Raw genomic sequence first — 14733 nt, 5'->3', positions numbered from 1 at the left:
CAACTCTCAGGCCTGCTGATAGCTGGGTGCCCCAAACGGAACACCGCGCTGGATCACGCCCGATCTCCGTCTTTGCGTTACGCGATTAAGGCACGTTTCTGTCGTGTGCATCGTGCTGCCCCGAAATCGCCGACAGTCGTAGTCATGACCGACATATCATCACCGCAGATCGCCGTTTCGCCTCCGCGAAATGAGGAGCGTATCGGTTTCCTGCTGGTGTTCCTGTCGGCGCTGATGTGGAGCCTCGGCGGTACCATTGCCCGTTTCATCGATGCCGGAGACAGCTGGACGGTGGTGTTCTGGCGCTCGGTCTGGGCTGCCGCCTTCCTGCTCTGCTTCATGGTCTGGCGCGACGGCTGGCGTGGCACGCTAAAGCTGTTTCGTGGCATGGGCCTGGCCGGCCTTGCGGTGGCGTTCTGCTTCGCCACGGCCTCGACCTCTTTCGTCGTGGCGCTTGCTTATACCACCGTCGCCAACATCCTCCTGATGCAGGCCGGCGTGCCGCTTCTGGCGGCGCTGTTTGCCTGGGCGCTGTTTCGCGAACGGGTGGCCATGGCGACCTGGCTGGCAATTGCTGCCGTCATTGCCGGCGTCGCTATCATGGTGTCGGAATCGCTCGATGGCGCGGTGTCGCCGATCGGCGACGGGCTGGCGCTGCTCATCGCCGTCATGTTCTCGATCGCCACCGTCATCACGCGCCGCTTTGCCCATGTGCGCATGACCCCGGCGACCTGCCTCGGCACGATGCTGGCGGCCGCCTTTGCGGCCTCCCAGGCGTCGGCGCTCGGCGTTTCCAGCCACGATATGGGCTTCCTCTTTGCCTTCGGCGTGATCAATCTGGGGCTCGGTCTCGCCTTCTTCGCCACCGGAGCTCGACTTGTTCCGGCCGCTGTCGCGGCGCTGCTCGGCACGTTCGAACCGATCCTTGGCCCGATCTGGGTCTGGCTCATCCATTCCGAGGTGCCGTCGGCGCGCACCATCGTCGGCGGTGCGGTCGTCGTCACCGCGCTGCTCGTCCACATCGGGCTCGAGTTCAAGCGTCAGACGCGGCCCGCGCGAGCGGGCGTCACCGGTGTGCCTTCGCCTAATTGATGCAGTGCGCGGGTCAAAGCGAGATGAACCATTGACAACGTCGCAGCCGCGCGGGCAGGCTGCGATCACGGCAACAACAAGACAGGCGTATCTTGCCAAGTCTCCATGCCGGCCGCATCGAGGCCGGACAACATCGTCGTCTCCCTGCCCGCGCCGTAGCGAAAGCTTCTGACGGCGCAGGAACACCACCAACGCCACGCCAAGTCTTTGCTGTCGGCTCGCCGCCGGGTCATAATGGCGCCGGCAATTCCCGCTTGTCGCCTGCCTGCAAGCCCAATACCCTGAAGCAAATGCCCAGCCGCGCGGACGCCGCGACGTGCTGGCGACGGAACACTCATCAAAGGAGAATAGCATGATCCGCAAAGCGCTCTGGCTTTCGGCGACTTCGGCGTTTCTGGCAGCTTTTAGCTTGGGCGCGCATGCCGAGGATCGTGTCGTCAACGTCTTCAACTGGTCGGACTATATCGACAGTTCGATCATCGACGACTTCACCAAGGAAACCGGCATCAAGGTCGTCTACGACACTTTCGATTCCAACGAGATACTGGAAACGAAACTGCTCGCCGGCGGCAGCGGCTACGATGTCGTCGTGCCCAGCGGCAATTTCCTTGCGCGCCAGATCCAGGCGGGTGTGTTCCAGAAGCTCGACAAATCGAAACTGCCGAATATTTCCAACTTGTGGGATGTTATTTCGGAGCGGACCAATGAATACGACCCCGGTAACGAATATTCGGTCAACTATATGTGGGGAACGGTCGGAATTGGCTACAACATCAAGAAAGTGCAGGCGGCACTTGGCTCCGACAAGATCGACAGCTGGGACGTGTTCTTCAATCCAGAAAGCCTGGCCAAATTGAAGGACTGCGGCGTCTATGTGCTGGACTCGCCGGCGGACATGATACCGGCTGCATTGAAATATCTCGGTCTTGACCCGAACAGCACGTCTGCCGACGATATTGCCAAGGCCGAGGAGGCTCTGCTCAAGGTCCGGCCCTATATCCGCAAGTTCCACTCTTCCGAATACATCAACGCCCTGGCCAACGGCGACATCTGCCTGGCGGTCGGCTTCTCGGGCGACATCTTCCAGGCGCGCGACCGCGCCGATGAAGCCAAGCAGGGTGTCGAAATCGGCTACTCCGTGCCGAAGGAAGGGGCGCAGATATGGTTTGATCAGATGGCGATACCGGCCGATGCACCGCACGTCGCCGAGGCACACGAATTCCTCAACTACATGATGAAGCCGGAAGTGATCGCCAAATCATCAAATGCCGTTCTGTACGCCAACGGCAACAAGGCTTCGCAGCAGTTCATCGACAAGGCGATCCTGGAAGATCCGGCGATCTATCCGGACGCTGCCACCTTGCAGAAGCTCTACACCGTCTCGCCGTACGATCCCAAGACCCAGCGCATCATCACCCGCACCTGGACCAAGATCGTCACCGGTCAATAGATAGTCTGATCAGATACCTCGGCAGCCGGCTGCCGGGGTGTCTGCTCAACGGGGCAAGCAGCAGGACGGAGTGGGACATGAAATCGCTTGGCAGCATCCGCAGGGATTTCGCGCCATGGAACGATCCGAATGCCAAGCCATACATCCAGTTCGACAAAGTCACCAAGAAGTTCGGTGACTTCACTGCGGTCAACAATCTGTCGCTGACCATCTTCGAACGCGAATTCTTTGCTCTGCTCGGGGCCTCAGGCTGCGGGAAGTCGACGCTGCTCAGGATGCTTGCCGGCTTCGAGGAGCCGACCGCCGGCCGTATCCTGCTCGACGGCCAGGATCTGCGCGGCATTCCGCCCTACCGGCGGCCGGTCAACATGATGTTCCAGTCCTACGCCTTGTTTCCGCACATGACGGTCGAGAACAACATCGCATTCGGCCTCAAGCAGGAAGGCATGGCCAAGGCCGACATCGAAAAACGCGTCGCCGAAATGCTGAAGCTGGTCAAGCTCGAGCAGTTCGCCAAGCGCAAGCCGCACCAATTATCGGGCGGCCAGCGACAGCGCGTCGCGCTCGCCCGCTCGGTGGCAAAGCGGCCGAAAGTCCTGCTGCTCGACGAGCCGCTTGGCGCGCTGGACAAGAAGCTGCGCGAGGAAACCCAGTTCGAGCTGATGGATTTGCAGCAGAACCTCGGCCTCACCTTCGTCGTCGTCACCCACGATCAGGAAGAGGCGATGACGATGGCTGACCGCATCGCCATCATCGACAAGGGCGAGGTGATGCAGGTGGCGACGCCGGCCGAGGTCTACGAAGCGCCGGGTTCCCGCTTCGTCGCCGGCTTCGTCGGCAATGTGAATATGTTCGACGGCAAGATCGCGGCTGGCGAGGCTGGCAGTGCGAGCATCGATGCCGGCAAGGGCATCACCATCCGGACCGAAAATGCCGGCAGTGTCGCCGCCGGAACATCCGTCACCTTCGCCATCAGGCCGGAGAAGATCAAGGTGTCCTCCACGAAACCGGCCGGCGCCGTCAACGCCATTGAGGGCGAGGTCTACGACATAGCCTATCTCGGCGACATGACCGTCTATCACGTCAGGCTGGATGACGGTCAGGTGGTGCGGGCGAGCACCATGAATGCGGCACGCCTCACCGAGGACCCGTTGACCTGGAACGACCGCGCCTGGGTTTCTTTCCGCCCCGACGCCGGCGTCGTCCTGACACGGTAGGAACTGATCATGTCCGCTGTCACTGCCGCAACAAGCTCTCCGGCAAGCGCTGCCGGCAAATCCGCCTTGGTCAGGCTGGGAGCGGCCTTCGTTAGCCGTCTCGTCATCATCGTGCCCTATCTCTGGCTGCTGTTCTTCTTTCTCGTCCCCTTCATCATCGTCTTCAAGATTTCGCTGTCGCAGACGGCGATCGCCATGCCGCCCTACACGCCAGTCCTCGATTTCCGCAGCGGCATTTCCGGGTTTATCTCGGAATTCGGCGCGCTCAATTTCGATAACTATACCTGGCTGACGCAGGATGCGCTTTACTTCAACGCCTATGTGACGAGCGTCATCGTCGCCGCCGTCTCGACGGTCCTGACATTGCTGATCGGCTATCCCATAGCCTATGGCATGGCGCGCGCTCCGGCGACGATCCGCCCGACCTTGCTGATGCTGGTGATCCTGCCGTTCTGGACCTCGTTCCTGATCCGTGTCTATGCCTGGATCGGCATCCTCAAGCCCGAGGGCCTGCTCAACCAGCTGCTGCTCGCAACCGGCATCATCAGCCAGCCGCTGATCATCCTCAACACCTATACGGCGATCTTCATCGGCATCGTTTACTCCTATCTGCCGTTCATGGTGCTGCCGCTCTATTCGTCCTTGGAGAAAATGGACCATACGCTGATCGAGGCGGCCAAGGATCTCGGCTGCCCGCCGACCAGCGCCTTCTGGAAGATCACCTTTCCGCTGTCGCTGCCCGGCGTCATCGCCGGCTGCCTGCTGGTGTTCATTCCCGCCGTCGGCGAGTTCGTCATTCCCGACCTGCTCGGCGGCTCGCAGACACTGATGATCGGCAGGACACTGTGGAACGAGTTCTTCGCCAACCGTGACTGGCCGGTGTCGTCCGCCGTCGCCGTGATCTTGCTGCTGCTGCTGATCGTGCCGATCATGCTCTTCCAGCGAGCCCAGGCGCGCGCCCAGGAGCAGGACCAATGAATGCGACCTGGAGCCGCTTCAACATCATTTCGATCGTGCTCGGCTTTGCCTTTCTTTACCTGCCGATCGTCCTGCTCGTCGTGTTCTCTTTCAACGAGTCGAAGCTGGTCACCGTCTGGGGCGGCTTCTCGACGAAATGGTACGTCTCGCTGTTCCACAACCGGGGTCTGATGGACGCCACCTGGGTGACGGCCCGGGTCGGCGTCATCTCGGCAACCGTGGCGACCGTGCTCGGCACGCTGGCGGCGCTCACCTTGACACGCTACACGCGCTTTCGCGGCCGGCTGCTGTTTTCCGGCATGGTGTTTGCGCCGCTGGTCATGCCTGAAGTCATCACCGGCCTGTCGCTGCTGCTGCTCTTCGTCGCCGTCGGCCTCGAGCGCGGCTTTCTGACGGTGACGCTTGCCCACACAACGCTAACCATGTGCTTCGTTGCGGTAGTGGTTCAGTCGCGCCTGATCACTTTCGATCGTTCGCTGGAAGAGGCCGCGATGGACCTCGGTGCGCCACCGGTGAAGACCTTCTTCCAGATCACGCTGCCGGTTATCATGCCGGCTATCGTCTCCGGCTGGATGCTGGCCTTCACGCTGTCGCTCGACGATCTGGTTATTGCCAGCTTCACCTCGGGGCCTGGCGCCACGACGCTGCCGATGAAGATCTACAGCCAGGTTCGCCTTGGCGTGACGCCGGAAATCAACGCGGCCTGCACCATCTTGATCGCGGTCGTCGCAGTTGGCGTGATCATCGCTTCGCTCGCAAACAAACGGCGCGAGGTGCAGCGCCAGCGCGACGAGCGGGCCGCGCAGCGAGGTTGAAGGGCTCGCTACTCTCCCGAGACGCCGCGGCTTATCGGCGAGATGAACGGCGTGCTCCACGTGCCGCCGACGAAGAACGACGACTGCTTGGGCGCCTGGCCGTTCGTCTGCGTGGCAGCCTGGCTCGGCTGGACGATGCCGCCGGACAGTGCCAGCCCGCGTCCGGCATAGGATGCGATGCCGGAAAGCCAGATCTTGTATTGCGCGGAATTCACCTCGGCCTTGTCGATGCGCGCCACGCCGTTCGAAATGCTCGCCTTGAGCTCGGCCCCGTCGATCGGCAGCGTTCCGTCCGAGACGTCGTCCAGCGCGAAGAATCCGCCCTGTTCGGTGTGCTTGAGGAACGCCGGCAGGTTAAGCCGGCTCAGCGCACCCGCGCCGAACGTCGCGGACAGCGAGCCATTGGCGTTTTCGAAAATGGAGTCCCAGGTTCTGCCAGGCCCCTTGAGGATGACCGAAACGGTTCCAGTGCCGATCGGCACCAGCCGCGTCATCCCGGCCGCGGTGCCGAAAGCGCCGCCGTCGATATCGGAAGCGAGCAGCCGGATCTCGACTTCGGTGCCGGCGGGCTTGCGGTCGAAACGGACGCTGCTCTGGACGTTGCCGCCAAAGGCGGATGCATCCGAGATGTCGAAGACGGCAAGGCCGTTCTTGACCTGGGCGGTGGCGGCGACGTCGGCAAGCTGGATGGCGCCGGCCGTGGCATGCGCCGCCGACAGTCTGAGATCGAGATTGATCCGGTCGGCGAAGCTCGTATCGATTTCGCCCGGACCGGTGCCGCCGGCGGATGGCACCGGGGTAAAGGCGGAGAGAAACGATCTGAGGTCGAGCGTATCGAAAGCAAGTGTGCCGGAGATCACCGGCAGTGCCTCGCCGTAGGTGAAGTCCAGCGCGCCCATTCCGGGATTGTTGTCGAGGGTCAGGGCTGTGTTTTCGAATTTGATGCGCCCGGCCGTCGCCGTGATCTTGCTTGAAACCGAGATCGAGCCGATTGCGGCACCGGGCGCGATGCCGGCCTGCGACCATTCGAGCACGCGTCGGAGCGAAGGTGCGGCGAATTTTGCCTGGCCGTCGAAATAGCCGTTTTCCGACATGCTGGCGCGGCCGTCGAACGAAAAACTGGCCGGTGCCGCCTTGAAGGAAAACGTGACCGGTGCTGTGCCGCCACCAAACAGCACAAGCGGGTTCGGCGATGCGGCGTCGATGGCAACGCTTTCGCCGCGCCATATCCCGGTCGCCGACAGCGTCGCATTGCTGTTCATCGCGGCCCAGTTCGCCTGGCCGCTCAGGCTGCTCAGTATCTCCTGGTCCTTGCCGCCGATGGCAGCCACTACGCGGCCGTCCCTGAACTCGACTGTGCCGAACGGATCTGTCGGCAGGTTGCCGAGATCCGGCTTGGCGGGATTTGTGTTGATCACCGCGCGGGCAGCATCGATCGAACGCGTAATGCGCCCGCCGGTGGGAATCGCTGGCAGGAAAAACCCGCTCGCGGTACGCTGGACCCTGATCGTCGGTCGCACCAGCCGCGCTGTCGAAAACACCACGTCGCCCCGCAGCGCCGCCATGGCCGAGAGGTCGACCTCGACCCGTTCGGCCTCGACCACGGGCGGCGCATCCGTCTCCGTCCATTGCGACAGCGTCACGTCGCTCAGGATCGCCCGGAAATTCGGCCAGACCTCGATGCGCGGCGCGCCGTCGATGGTGACCCGGAAACCACTCCACGCGCTCATTTCCCACGCGATACGGTCGCGTACGATGCGAGTCGAGGCGATCAACGGCAAGGCTGCGACAACCAGCGCGATGACGATGACGGCTGCGCCGATCGCCCATATTCCGCGTCGGATCAAAGGTGATGGCATATCGCCCCGTATGCTTCCATTCCGACAAAATCGCCCGACGGGTGTAACCGACGGCTGACGCATTTCAAGTCTTTATGGCCCGGCGATGGCATTTGCGCACACCCTGACCGGCGCGGTCCAACAAAATCTTGCCCTGCTGCATCGCGATATGCATAAGCGATGCAGCCTGCGGAGGAACAATGATGGCTGACGACGCACCGCTCTGGATCCCGACGCAAGAGCAGATCGAAGCGGCGCCGATGACCGCCTTCATGAACGCCGCGGCGAGCATGGCCGGCAAGGCTTTCTCCTCCTATACCGACCTGCATCGCTGGTCGATTGATGATCGCGAGACCTTCTGGAGCCTGGTCTGGGACTTTTGTGGCATCGTCGGCGACAAGGGCGAACGCGTGCTGGTCGATGGCGACAAGATGCCCGGCGCGACCTTCTTTCCTGAGGCAAAGCTGAACTTCGCCGAGAATCTCCTGAAGAAAACCGGGCTTGGCGACGCAATCGTCTTTCGCGGCGAGGACAAGGTCGAGCGGCGGCTGTCCTGGAACGAGCTGCATGCGCTGACCTCGCGCCTGCAGCAGCTTTTCCTGTCGCTCAAGGTGAAGAAGGGCGACCGCATCGCCGCGATGATGCCCAACATGCCGGAAACGGTTGCTGCGATGCTGGCTGCCGCCTCGATCGGCGCCGTCTGGTCGTCCTGCTCCCCAGATTTCGGTGAGCAGGGTGTTCTCGACCGGTTCGGCCAGATCGAGCCTGTCATATTCATCGCGCCGGACGGCTACTGGTACAATGGCAAGGCGATCGAAGTCGCCGACAAGATCGCGGCCGTGGCGGGCAAGCTCGCCACCGTCCGCAAAGTCCTCATTGTCGACTATCTCGGCACCTCGCTCGACGTCGCGGCGACCATCGGCAAGGCGGCTTCGCTGGAAGAGGCGCTGTCACCCTTTGGCGCCAGGCCTGTCAGCTACGAGAGGCTGCCGTGTTCGCATCCGCTGTACATCCTGTTTTCGTCGGGCACGACCGGCATTCCCAAATGCATTGTCCATTCGGCCGGCGGAACGCTGATCCAGCATGTCAAGGAAGAACGGCTGCATGCCGGCCTGCTCGACGGCGACCGCTTCTTCTACTTCACCACCTGCGGCTGGATGATGTGGAACTGGCTGGTGTCGGGCCTGGTATCGGGCGCCACCTTGCTGCTCTACGACGGCTCGCCCTTCTACCCGGACGGCAATGCGCTGTTCGACTTCGCCGATGCCGAAAAGATGACGTATTTCGGCACCTCGGCCAAATTCATCGATTCCGTGCGCAAGGCCGGCCTGAAGCCGATCCGCACGCATGATCTTTCCAGCGTGCGCACCATCTCCTCGACCGGCTCGCCGCTATCGCCGGAAGATTTCCGTTTCGTCTATGAGGGCATCAAGAAAGACGTGCATCTCGCCTCGATCTCCGGCGGCACCGATATCGTCTCCTGCTTCGTGCTCGGCGTGCCGATCGAACCGGTATGGACCGGCGAGATACAGGGGCCCGGCCTCGGCCTTGCCGTCGATGTCTGGGACGATGACGGCCGGCCGCTCCGCCAGGAGAAGGGCGAGCTCGTCTGCACCAAGGCGTTTCCGGCGATGCCGATCGGCTTCTGGAACGACCCTGACGGCAGGAAATACAAAGCCGCCTATTTCGAACGTTTCGACAATGTCTGGTGCCACGGTGATTTCGCCGAATGGACTGTCCATGGTGGCCTGATCATCCATGGCCGTTCCGACGCCACACTCAATCCGGGCGGTGTCAGGATCGGCACAGCGGAGATCTACAATCAGGTCGAGCAAATGCCGGAAATCCTCGAAGCACTATGCATCGGCCAGGATTTCGACAATGACGTTCGTGTCGTGCTGTTCGTGCGGCTGGCGGCCGGCGTCGAGCTCGATGCCGAGCTGGAAAAACGCATCCGCGCGAAAATCCGCACCGGGGCGAGCCCGCGCCACGTGCCGGCCAAGATCGTCGCCGTCAGCGATATTCCGCGAACCAAATCGGGCAAGATCACCGAGCTCGCGGTACGCGACATGGTGCATGGCCGCGCCATCAAGAACAAGGAAGCGCTCGCCAATCCTGAAGCGCTCGAGCTGTTCCGCAACCTGCCGCAGCTTGCCGACTGACCCCGGGGTCCAAGGTGGAGCCCGTCTTGAGGTCTCCGGTATCGTTAACGAATTGTCTCTTCGGAATTTACCTAGATTTCATGAGTGGTACACATTGGTAAATTTTCCGGCGTGGCGGTAAGGATTTGTTAAGGCCCGGCATCGATAGTCGTGTGTAACTTGAGGGAGAAATCCCGTTCCTCTTAGCCCCGAGAGGATCTGATTCGCTCAAGCCCCGTTGTGACAGCAATTCCAATTTCTCAAGGCGTCCTGTTGGACGCCTTTTTTCTTTGCGCAACCATAGCTAACCGGCGAGCACGCGGGTCGAGGGAAAGGCGACTTCGACCAAGGTTCCCTCGCCGGGCGTCGAGTTGATGGTGAACCGGGCACGGTTCGCTTCGACCATCGCCTTGGTCAGCGGCAGCCCGAGACCGGTGCCGTCGCCGCGACCGCGCTTCAGTGCATTGATCTGCTTGAACGGCTTCAGCGCCTGCTCGATCTCGGACTGGCTCATGCCGATGCCGGTATCGCGCACGCGCATGACGACATCGCCGGAGATCTCGTAGGCCGTCGACACGATCACTTGGCCGCCGGCCTGCGTGTAGCGGACGGCGTTCGACAGGATGTTGAGCGCGATCTGCCGCACGCTGCGCAGATCGGCCACCACTTCCGGCAGCCGCGAGGCGAAGCTGGAGCGGATGATGACGCGTTCCCGGTTGGCTTGCGGCTGCATCATCGCCACGGTTTCGGCCAGTGTGTCGTTGAGCGACACCGCCTCATAGGCCATCTCCTGCTGGCCGGCCTCGATTTTCGAAATGTCGAGCAGGTCGTTGACCAGATCGAGCACGTGGTTGCCCGAACGGTTGATGTCGCGCAGATAGTCGCGATAGCGGTCATTGGCCACCGGCCCGAATTTCTCGTCGACCATCAGCTCGGAAAAGCCGATGATGGCGTTGAGCGGTGTGCGGATCTCGTGGCTGATGCGGGCCAGAAAATCGGTCTTCTGCGACGAGGCGCGTTCGGCGACCGCGCGCGCCTGGGTCAGGTCCTCTTCGGCCCGCTTCCACTGGGTGATGTCGCGCACCACCGCGCAGAAGCCGCTGTCGTTGGGCAGCCTGCCGATGGTCATGAACAGCGGAATGAAGCGCCCCTGCGCCTCGCGTCCGATCACCTCGCGGCCATCGTTCATCACGCTTGCAACGCCGGGCTCCGACAACCCCTCGAGATAGTCACGCGCCGCGCGCTGGCTTTCGATCGCAAACAGCGAGACGAACGGTTTGCCGGTCACCTCGTCGCTGTCGAAGCCGAACAGCGCTTCCGCCGGACCGCTAATTGAACGGATCGTTCCGTTACGGCCGATCAGCACGACGCCGTCGGTGGCGGTGTCGATGATGGTGCGCATTTCGGCAATGCGTGCCTTGAGCTCGGAAACATCCGGCTGCGTTTGGTCGTCGGCGGCGCCATGTGGAATGGCTGCTACTTCGTCGTCGCCGGAACGGCGTACGACCAGCATCAGCGCCTTGCCGTTTCCCCAGGGGACGGAGCGTAAAATCGCGTCGATCGGAAACTCCTGACCGTCGCGCGTCTTCAGCCGCAGAGCGCGGTCGCCGCCGTCGGAACTGCCGTCGTCCGCATAAGGGTCGGCAAACAGGGCGCCGAGCCCGCCGGCCTCGTCCAGGGCATTGAGCGTTGCATAGCCGGTCAAGCCGAGGAATTCGTCGTTCGCGTAATGCAGTTGGTCGCCGGAATGGATAAGCACTGGCACTGGCAGCTTGCCGAGGATCGAGGTATCGGGCCCCTTGTTGTCCTCTCCGGCAAACGCCGACGGCACGAAGCCGTCGAGTTTGAGCGGCGGTGCCTGCGGCCGCTCGATGGGCGGCACCTGGCCGGCAACGTCGGCTGCGGCTGCGCTGTCCTCGGACCAATCCTCGCTGTCCTCGGCGTCACGGAAATCTTCGGCCGTCATGCTGTCGTCGTCGCCATCCTGCGGCGTTTCGGCGACGATCGTTCGACGGTTCGTGTTGGGCTCAACGCCTTCCTGCGCTTCATCGCTGGGTTCGCGGTCGGCATAGTCGAGCAGCGATCCGGAAACAGGAAGTGTGACGGGTTCGCCGGCTTGCGCCTCTGCTACCGCATCATCGGGCTGCTCGCCGTCGAGCCGGGCAAGATCCTTCTGGTCCTCGGCATCGGCCTCGGGCGGTTCGGCGGCAGCCGCCCCGCTTTCCAGACCTTGTGCCGGCATCTCACCCTTGTCCGTCGGGCCGGCTTCTTTCAGCTTTGGCTCGTCGGCCTTGCCGGCTGCCTCCACTTTGGTCGCAACCGGCTTCGGCCTTCCGGCGCTGGGCTGTTCTTCGGCCGGGGTGTTGTCCTTCTTGAGACGCTCGCCAATCTCGCGAAACGCGCTGCGTTCCAGCGTCGACAGGCCCTTGTCGTTGGCCGGCTGCCGGTGCTCGGCCAGCCGGATCACCTTGTCGGCAAAGCGCCGCTCGGGCTTTGGCACGATGGTCAATGCCGGCACTTCGCCCCTGAACGGATCGGCGGGTTTCGGTGTCTCGGGGAGAGGTTCAACGGCTTTCGGCTCGATGGTCTCGGCAGGCTTCTCCTCGGCGACAAGGGCCTTGCCGACGGCATTGGGATCGACCACCGCATCGCCGCTCCTTGCCACGCCGAAACCGCGAAAACCTTCGAAAACGCGGCTGCGGCTGTAAACCGGGAGCGCCGCCAGATCGACGGGTATCTTCAGATCGGTGCCGGCGACCGGCCACAGCACGGAGCGGCCGGACCAAGTGTCGCGCCGTTCGAGCAGGCCGGCAATCTCGCCAGAAGCATCGAGGCCATAGGCGGCCGAAACATCCTCGAACCGGCGTCCGATCACGTCAGCGGCAGGCTTGCCGACGAGCTCGGCAAATTCCGGCGACAGGGCGCTGAACCGGCCCTCCGCGTCGGTACGCCAGACGAAACGCATGGGCGCGGCGGTGCGATCGATCACCGAAGCGCGGCGTTCGGCCGGGGAGGCGGCTTTGGTGGCTTTTGCGGCGCTTTCCGGCGAAGCATCCGCGCCGGCCTGCGAAGCGTCCGGGCTGGTCTCGACTTTGCCGGACGCAGCTGCCCCGGGCGGGACCTGCGCGTCGTCGCCGGCATTGAAGTACCAATGGTCATGCTGCGTTGGCGCTTCGCCAGCCGTGTGCTGATCGTCAGCCGCGTCGGCAGGTTCGTGCTCCGCCGATGCGGAGGTGCCTTCCATCGCTGCAAGGTTGATCTCCGCCGCGCCGGTGCTGGCGATTGGCTGCTCGTTGTCCTGATCCGTTGGCTGGGGAAGATCGCCATCGCTCGGCGCCGCTGCTGCCTCGCTGCTGCTTTCCGCGCCAACGCGCTCGGCGACAGGAGCCTCGCCCTCAAGCCGGTCCTCGTCGATCACCACCAGCAGGTGCCGCTCGTCCGTCAGCCGGGCAAGGCCCGCCGGATAGGAGCTGGATCCACCCGGAACCAGGCGCTTGACGATGCGGTCGCTCTCGTTCGCCACGTCGGCGACAAGTGCGGCCAGCGTCTCAGGCCGGATGCCGAGCGCCGAAAAGCCGTCCGATGCGGCGTCGATATTGCCCTTGGCGTCGACAAAGGCGATGTAGTGGCCATCTTCGGTAAAGCCACTGATGGCGCGATCGGCGATCTCGGCCGCACTGCGCGAGCCGGTCTGCGCCGCCGGCAGCGCCAGCATGATTGCTTCCTCGCCATCGGGCATGGTCACCGCGCTGGCCAGGAAGCCAACCGCGCGGCTGGTCAGGCCGGTCGCCAGCCGGACGGTGATGGCACGGTCGCGGCCGATCTGCGGAAAACCGCTGGTCGCCATGATCTGGCGCCTGGCGATCAGCGGCAATCCTGCCGAGGCGCCGATGATCGCGCCGATGTCGGGATAGCCGAATACCGCTGCGCCGGGACCGTTGGCCCAGATCACCTGCTCGAGATCTGCCGACAGAATGGCGATCGCGTCGCCTGCGGCGAAGCGCAGGCGGACGGCGTCGAGCACGGCGACATCGAGGAAGGAGTAGTTTTCAGCCGGCATGCGCTTGGCGACCCTCACAGAGCGGGCAATTTGCGGTTAACGCTTTGTTAATAAAAGCCGACGGCGCGAAGGTCCACAAGTCATAGCGTGCAACCAACGGAATCTCTAGGCGCGTGGTTAACGCCACGAACAAATAATTATGGTGCGATGCAACAAACATGTTGCAATGCACAAAATTTGCCTTTATATTGCCATGATAGATGAACGAGACGGCTTTCTGTCAAAGCCGCTGCGCTGAAAAGGATGGAAAATGTCCAGGACCAAGACTGACACGATCGAAAACGTTGAATTCCCGAGCTTCGACGCTTCCAAGGCCACCGACCAGATTCGCGCCTTCGCCGAAAAGGGCGTCGAGCAGTCGAAAGAGGCCTATGCCAAGCTGAAGACCGGCGCCGAGGAGACCCAGAAAGCTCTGGAGTCGACCTACGAGACCGCCAAAACCGTTTCCAGCGAGCTGTCGCTCAAGACCATCGCCGCCCTGCGCGCCAATGCCGAAGCCGGCTTCTCGCATTTCGAGGCCTTGATCGGCGCCAAGTCGCTGTCGGAAGTCGTCGAGTTGCAGACCGCTTTCCTGCGCAAGCGCGTCGAAATGACCGTCGAGCAGGCCAAGGACTTCCAGGCGGTTGCTGCCAAGGCGGCCGAGGACGTATCCAAGCCGATCAAGACCGCCTTCGAGAAGGCCGTGAAAGAAATTAAGATCGCCTAATATTTGCACACAGTTTGATGATGCATCAAAAGGTCGCATTTCGTCAGACAAATAGATGTGCGATATAGTGGTCTAAGTGAATACCCGGCGGGTGGAACCTCCTCCCTCTGCTCACCGGGATAACCAGCCAGCACCTCCTCCCGCTGGCTCGTAACAGGAAAAGGCCGGCACCTCCTCCCGCCGGCCTTTTCTTTGTCCGGCGAAAAATGACGCGATGCCGGAGCGATCTTTTGCTTTGCCAAAAGCCTTGAATTAAACTCCGATAGCCCGTATGGACGCATCGCCGAACGACAGAGCGGGAACGTTCCGTCTGGATCTCGCTCGGGCAAGCGTGCCGTTGTAGCTCAGATGGTTAGAGCGCCGGATTGTGGATCCGGAGGTCGCTGGTTCGATCCCAGCCAACGGTACCATTCAGCTTTCAGCCAGGTTTCTGACC

9 protein-coding genes and 1 tRNA gene are annotated in these 14733 nt (G+C 62.5%); 8 read left to right on the top strand and 2 right to left on the bottom strand.

The features are described 5' to 3' along the window. Positions 1–144 precede the first annotated feature (144 nt). From NKI95_RS07600 to NKI95_RS07580, 5 genes are all read left to right on the top strand, one after another. On the top strand, positions 145–1092 hold the full coding sequence (locus NKI95_RS07600) for a DMT family transporter (protein WP_352715496.1): 948 nt from the start codon (positions 145–147) through the stop codon (positions 1090–1092). 352 nt (positions 1093–1444) lie between these two features. Beyond that, positions 1445–2542: a polyamine ABC transporter substrate-binding protein gene (locus NKI95_RS07595; protein WP_352715494.1), complete on the top strand. Its 1098-nt coding sequence runs from the start codon at positions 1445–1447 to the stop codon at positions 2540–2542. 77 nt (positions 2543–2619) lie between these two features. After that, positions 2620–3759: an ABC transporter ATP-binding protein gene (locus NKI95_RS07590; RefSeq protein WP_352715493.1), complete on the top strand. Its 1140-nt coding sequence runs from the start codon at positions 2620–2622 to the stop codon at positions 3757–3759. Positions 3760–3768: 9 nt separating this feature from the next. After that, positions 3769–4737 (top strand): ABC transporter permease subunit, encoded by a 969-nt coding sequence (locus tag NKI95_RS07585; RefSeq protein ID WP_352715491.1) that lies wholly within the window; start codon positions 3769–3771, stop codon positions 4735–4737. Next, positions 4734–5552 carry an ABC transporter permease gene (locus NKI95_RS07580; RefSeq protein WP_352715489.1) on the top strand — a complete coding sequence of 273 codons (819 nt, stop codon included), beginning with the start codon at positions 4734–4736 and terminating at the stop codon, positions 5550–5552. Before NKI95_RS07585 ends, NKI95_RS07580 begins: the two co-directional genes overlap by 4 nt. Before the next feature lie 8 nt (positions 5553–5560). On the opposite strand, the gene NKI95_RS07575 is transcribed toward NKI95_RS07580, so the two are convergent. Next, a complete protein-coding gene (locus tag NKI95_RS07575) occupies positions 5561–7411 on the bottom strand; it encodes an AsmA family protein (protein WP_352715487.1) in 1851 nt (616 codons plus the stop codon). Positions 7412–7593: 182 nt separating this feature from the next. On the opposite strand from NKI95_RS07575, the gene NKI95_RS07570 reads away from it, so the two are divergent. Next, positions 7594–9552 (top strand): acetoacetate--CoA ligase, encoded by a 1959-nt coding sequence (locus NKI95_RS07570; protein WP_352715486.1) that lies wholly within the window; start codon positions 7594–7596, stop codon positions 9550–9552. A gap of 283 nt (positions 9553–9835) precedes the next feature. On the opposite strand, the gene NKI95_RS07565 is transcribed toward NKI95_RS07570, so the two are convergent. Beyond that, a complete protein-coding gene (locus NKI95_RS07565) occupies positions 9836–13591 on the bottom strand; it encodes a PAS domain S-box protein (protein WP_352715483.1) in 3756 nt (1251 codons plus the stop codon). A 250-nt stretch (positions 13592–13841) separates the two neighbouring features. Between NKI95_RS07565 and NKI95_RS07560 the strand changes: the two genes are divergently transcribed. Together NKI95_RS07560 and NKI95_RS07555 are read left to right on the top strand one after the other, a co-directional pair. Beyond that, positions 13842–14297, top strand: a complete 456-nt coding sequence (locus NKI95_RS07560) for a phasin (protein WP_352715481.1) — start codon at positions 13842–13844, stop codon at positions 14295–14297. 333 nt (positions 14298–14630) lie between these two features. Beyond that, a tRNA-His gene (locus tag NKI95_RS07555) sits at positions 14631–14707 on the top strand. Positions 14708–14733 lie beyond the last annotated feature (26 nt).

Source organism: Mesorhizobium sp. M0306, from assembly GCF_040321655.1.
Classification (GTDB): domain Bacteria; phylum Pseudomonadota; class Alphaproteobacteria; order Rhizobiales; family Rhizobiaceae; genus Mesorhizobium.
The sequence above is the reverse complement of the archived record's forward strand: the minus strand, read 5'-3'. Positions and strand labels throughout refer to the sequence as shown.

What these genes read in the sequence shown, in the direction of transcription:
- NKI95_RS07595 (WP_352715494.1), top strand. Translation starts at nt 1,445, where the DNA reads ATGATCCGCAAAGCGCTCTGGCTTTCGGCGACTTCGGCGTTTCTGGCA.
- NKI95_RS07585 (WP_352715491.1), top strand. Translation starts at nt 3,769, where the DNA reads ATGTCCGCTGTCACTGCCGCAACAAGCTCTCCGGCAAGCGCTGCCGGC.
- NKI95_RS07560 (WP_352715481.1), top strand. Translation starts at nt 13,842, where the DNA reads ATGTCCAGGACCAAGACTGACACGATCGAAAACGTTGAATTCCCGAGC.
- NKI95_RS07565 (WP_352715483.1), bottom strand. Translation starts at nt 13,591, where the DNA reads ATGCCGGCTGAAAACTACTCCTTCCTCGATGTCGCCGTGCTCGACGCC.
- NKI95_RS07580 (WP_352715489.1), top strand. Translation starts at nt 4,734, where the DNA reads ATGAATGCGACCTGGAGCCGCTTCAACATCATTTCGATCGTGCTCGGC.
- NKI95_RS07600 (WP_352715496.1), top strand. Translation starts at nt 145, where the DNA reads ATGACCGACATATCATCACCGCAGATCGCCGTTTCGCCTCCGCGAAAT.
- NKI95_RS07575 (WP_352715487.1), bottom strand. Translation starts at nt 7,411, where the DNA reads ATGCCATCACCTTTGATCCGACGCGGAATATGGGCGATCGGCGCAGCC.
- NKI95_RS07570 (WP_352715486.1), top strand. Translation starts at nt 7,594, where the DNA reads ATGGCTGACGACGCACCGCTCTGGATCCCGACGCAAGAGCAGATCGAA.
- NKI95_RS07590 (WP_352715493.1), top strand. Translation starts at nt 2,620, where the DNA reads ATGAAATCGCTTGGCAGCATCCGCAGGGATTTCGCGCCATGGAACGAT.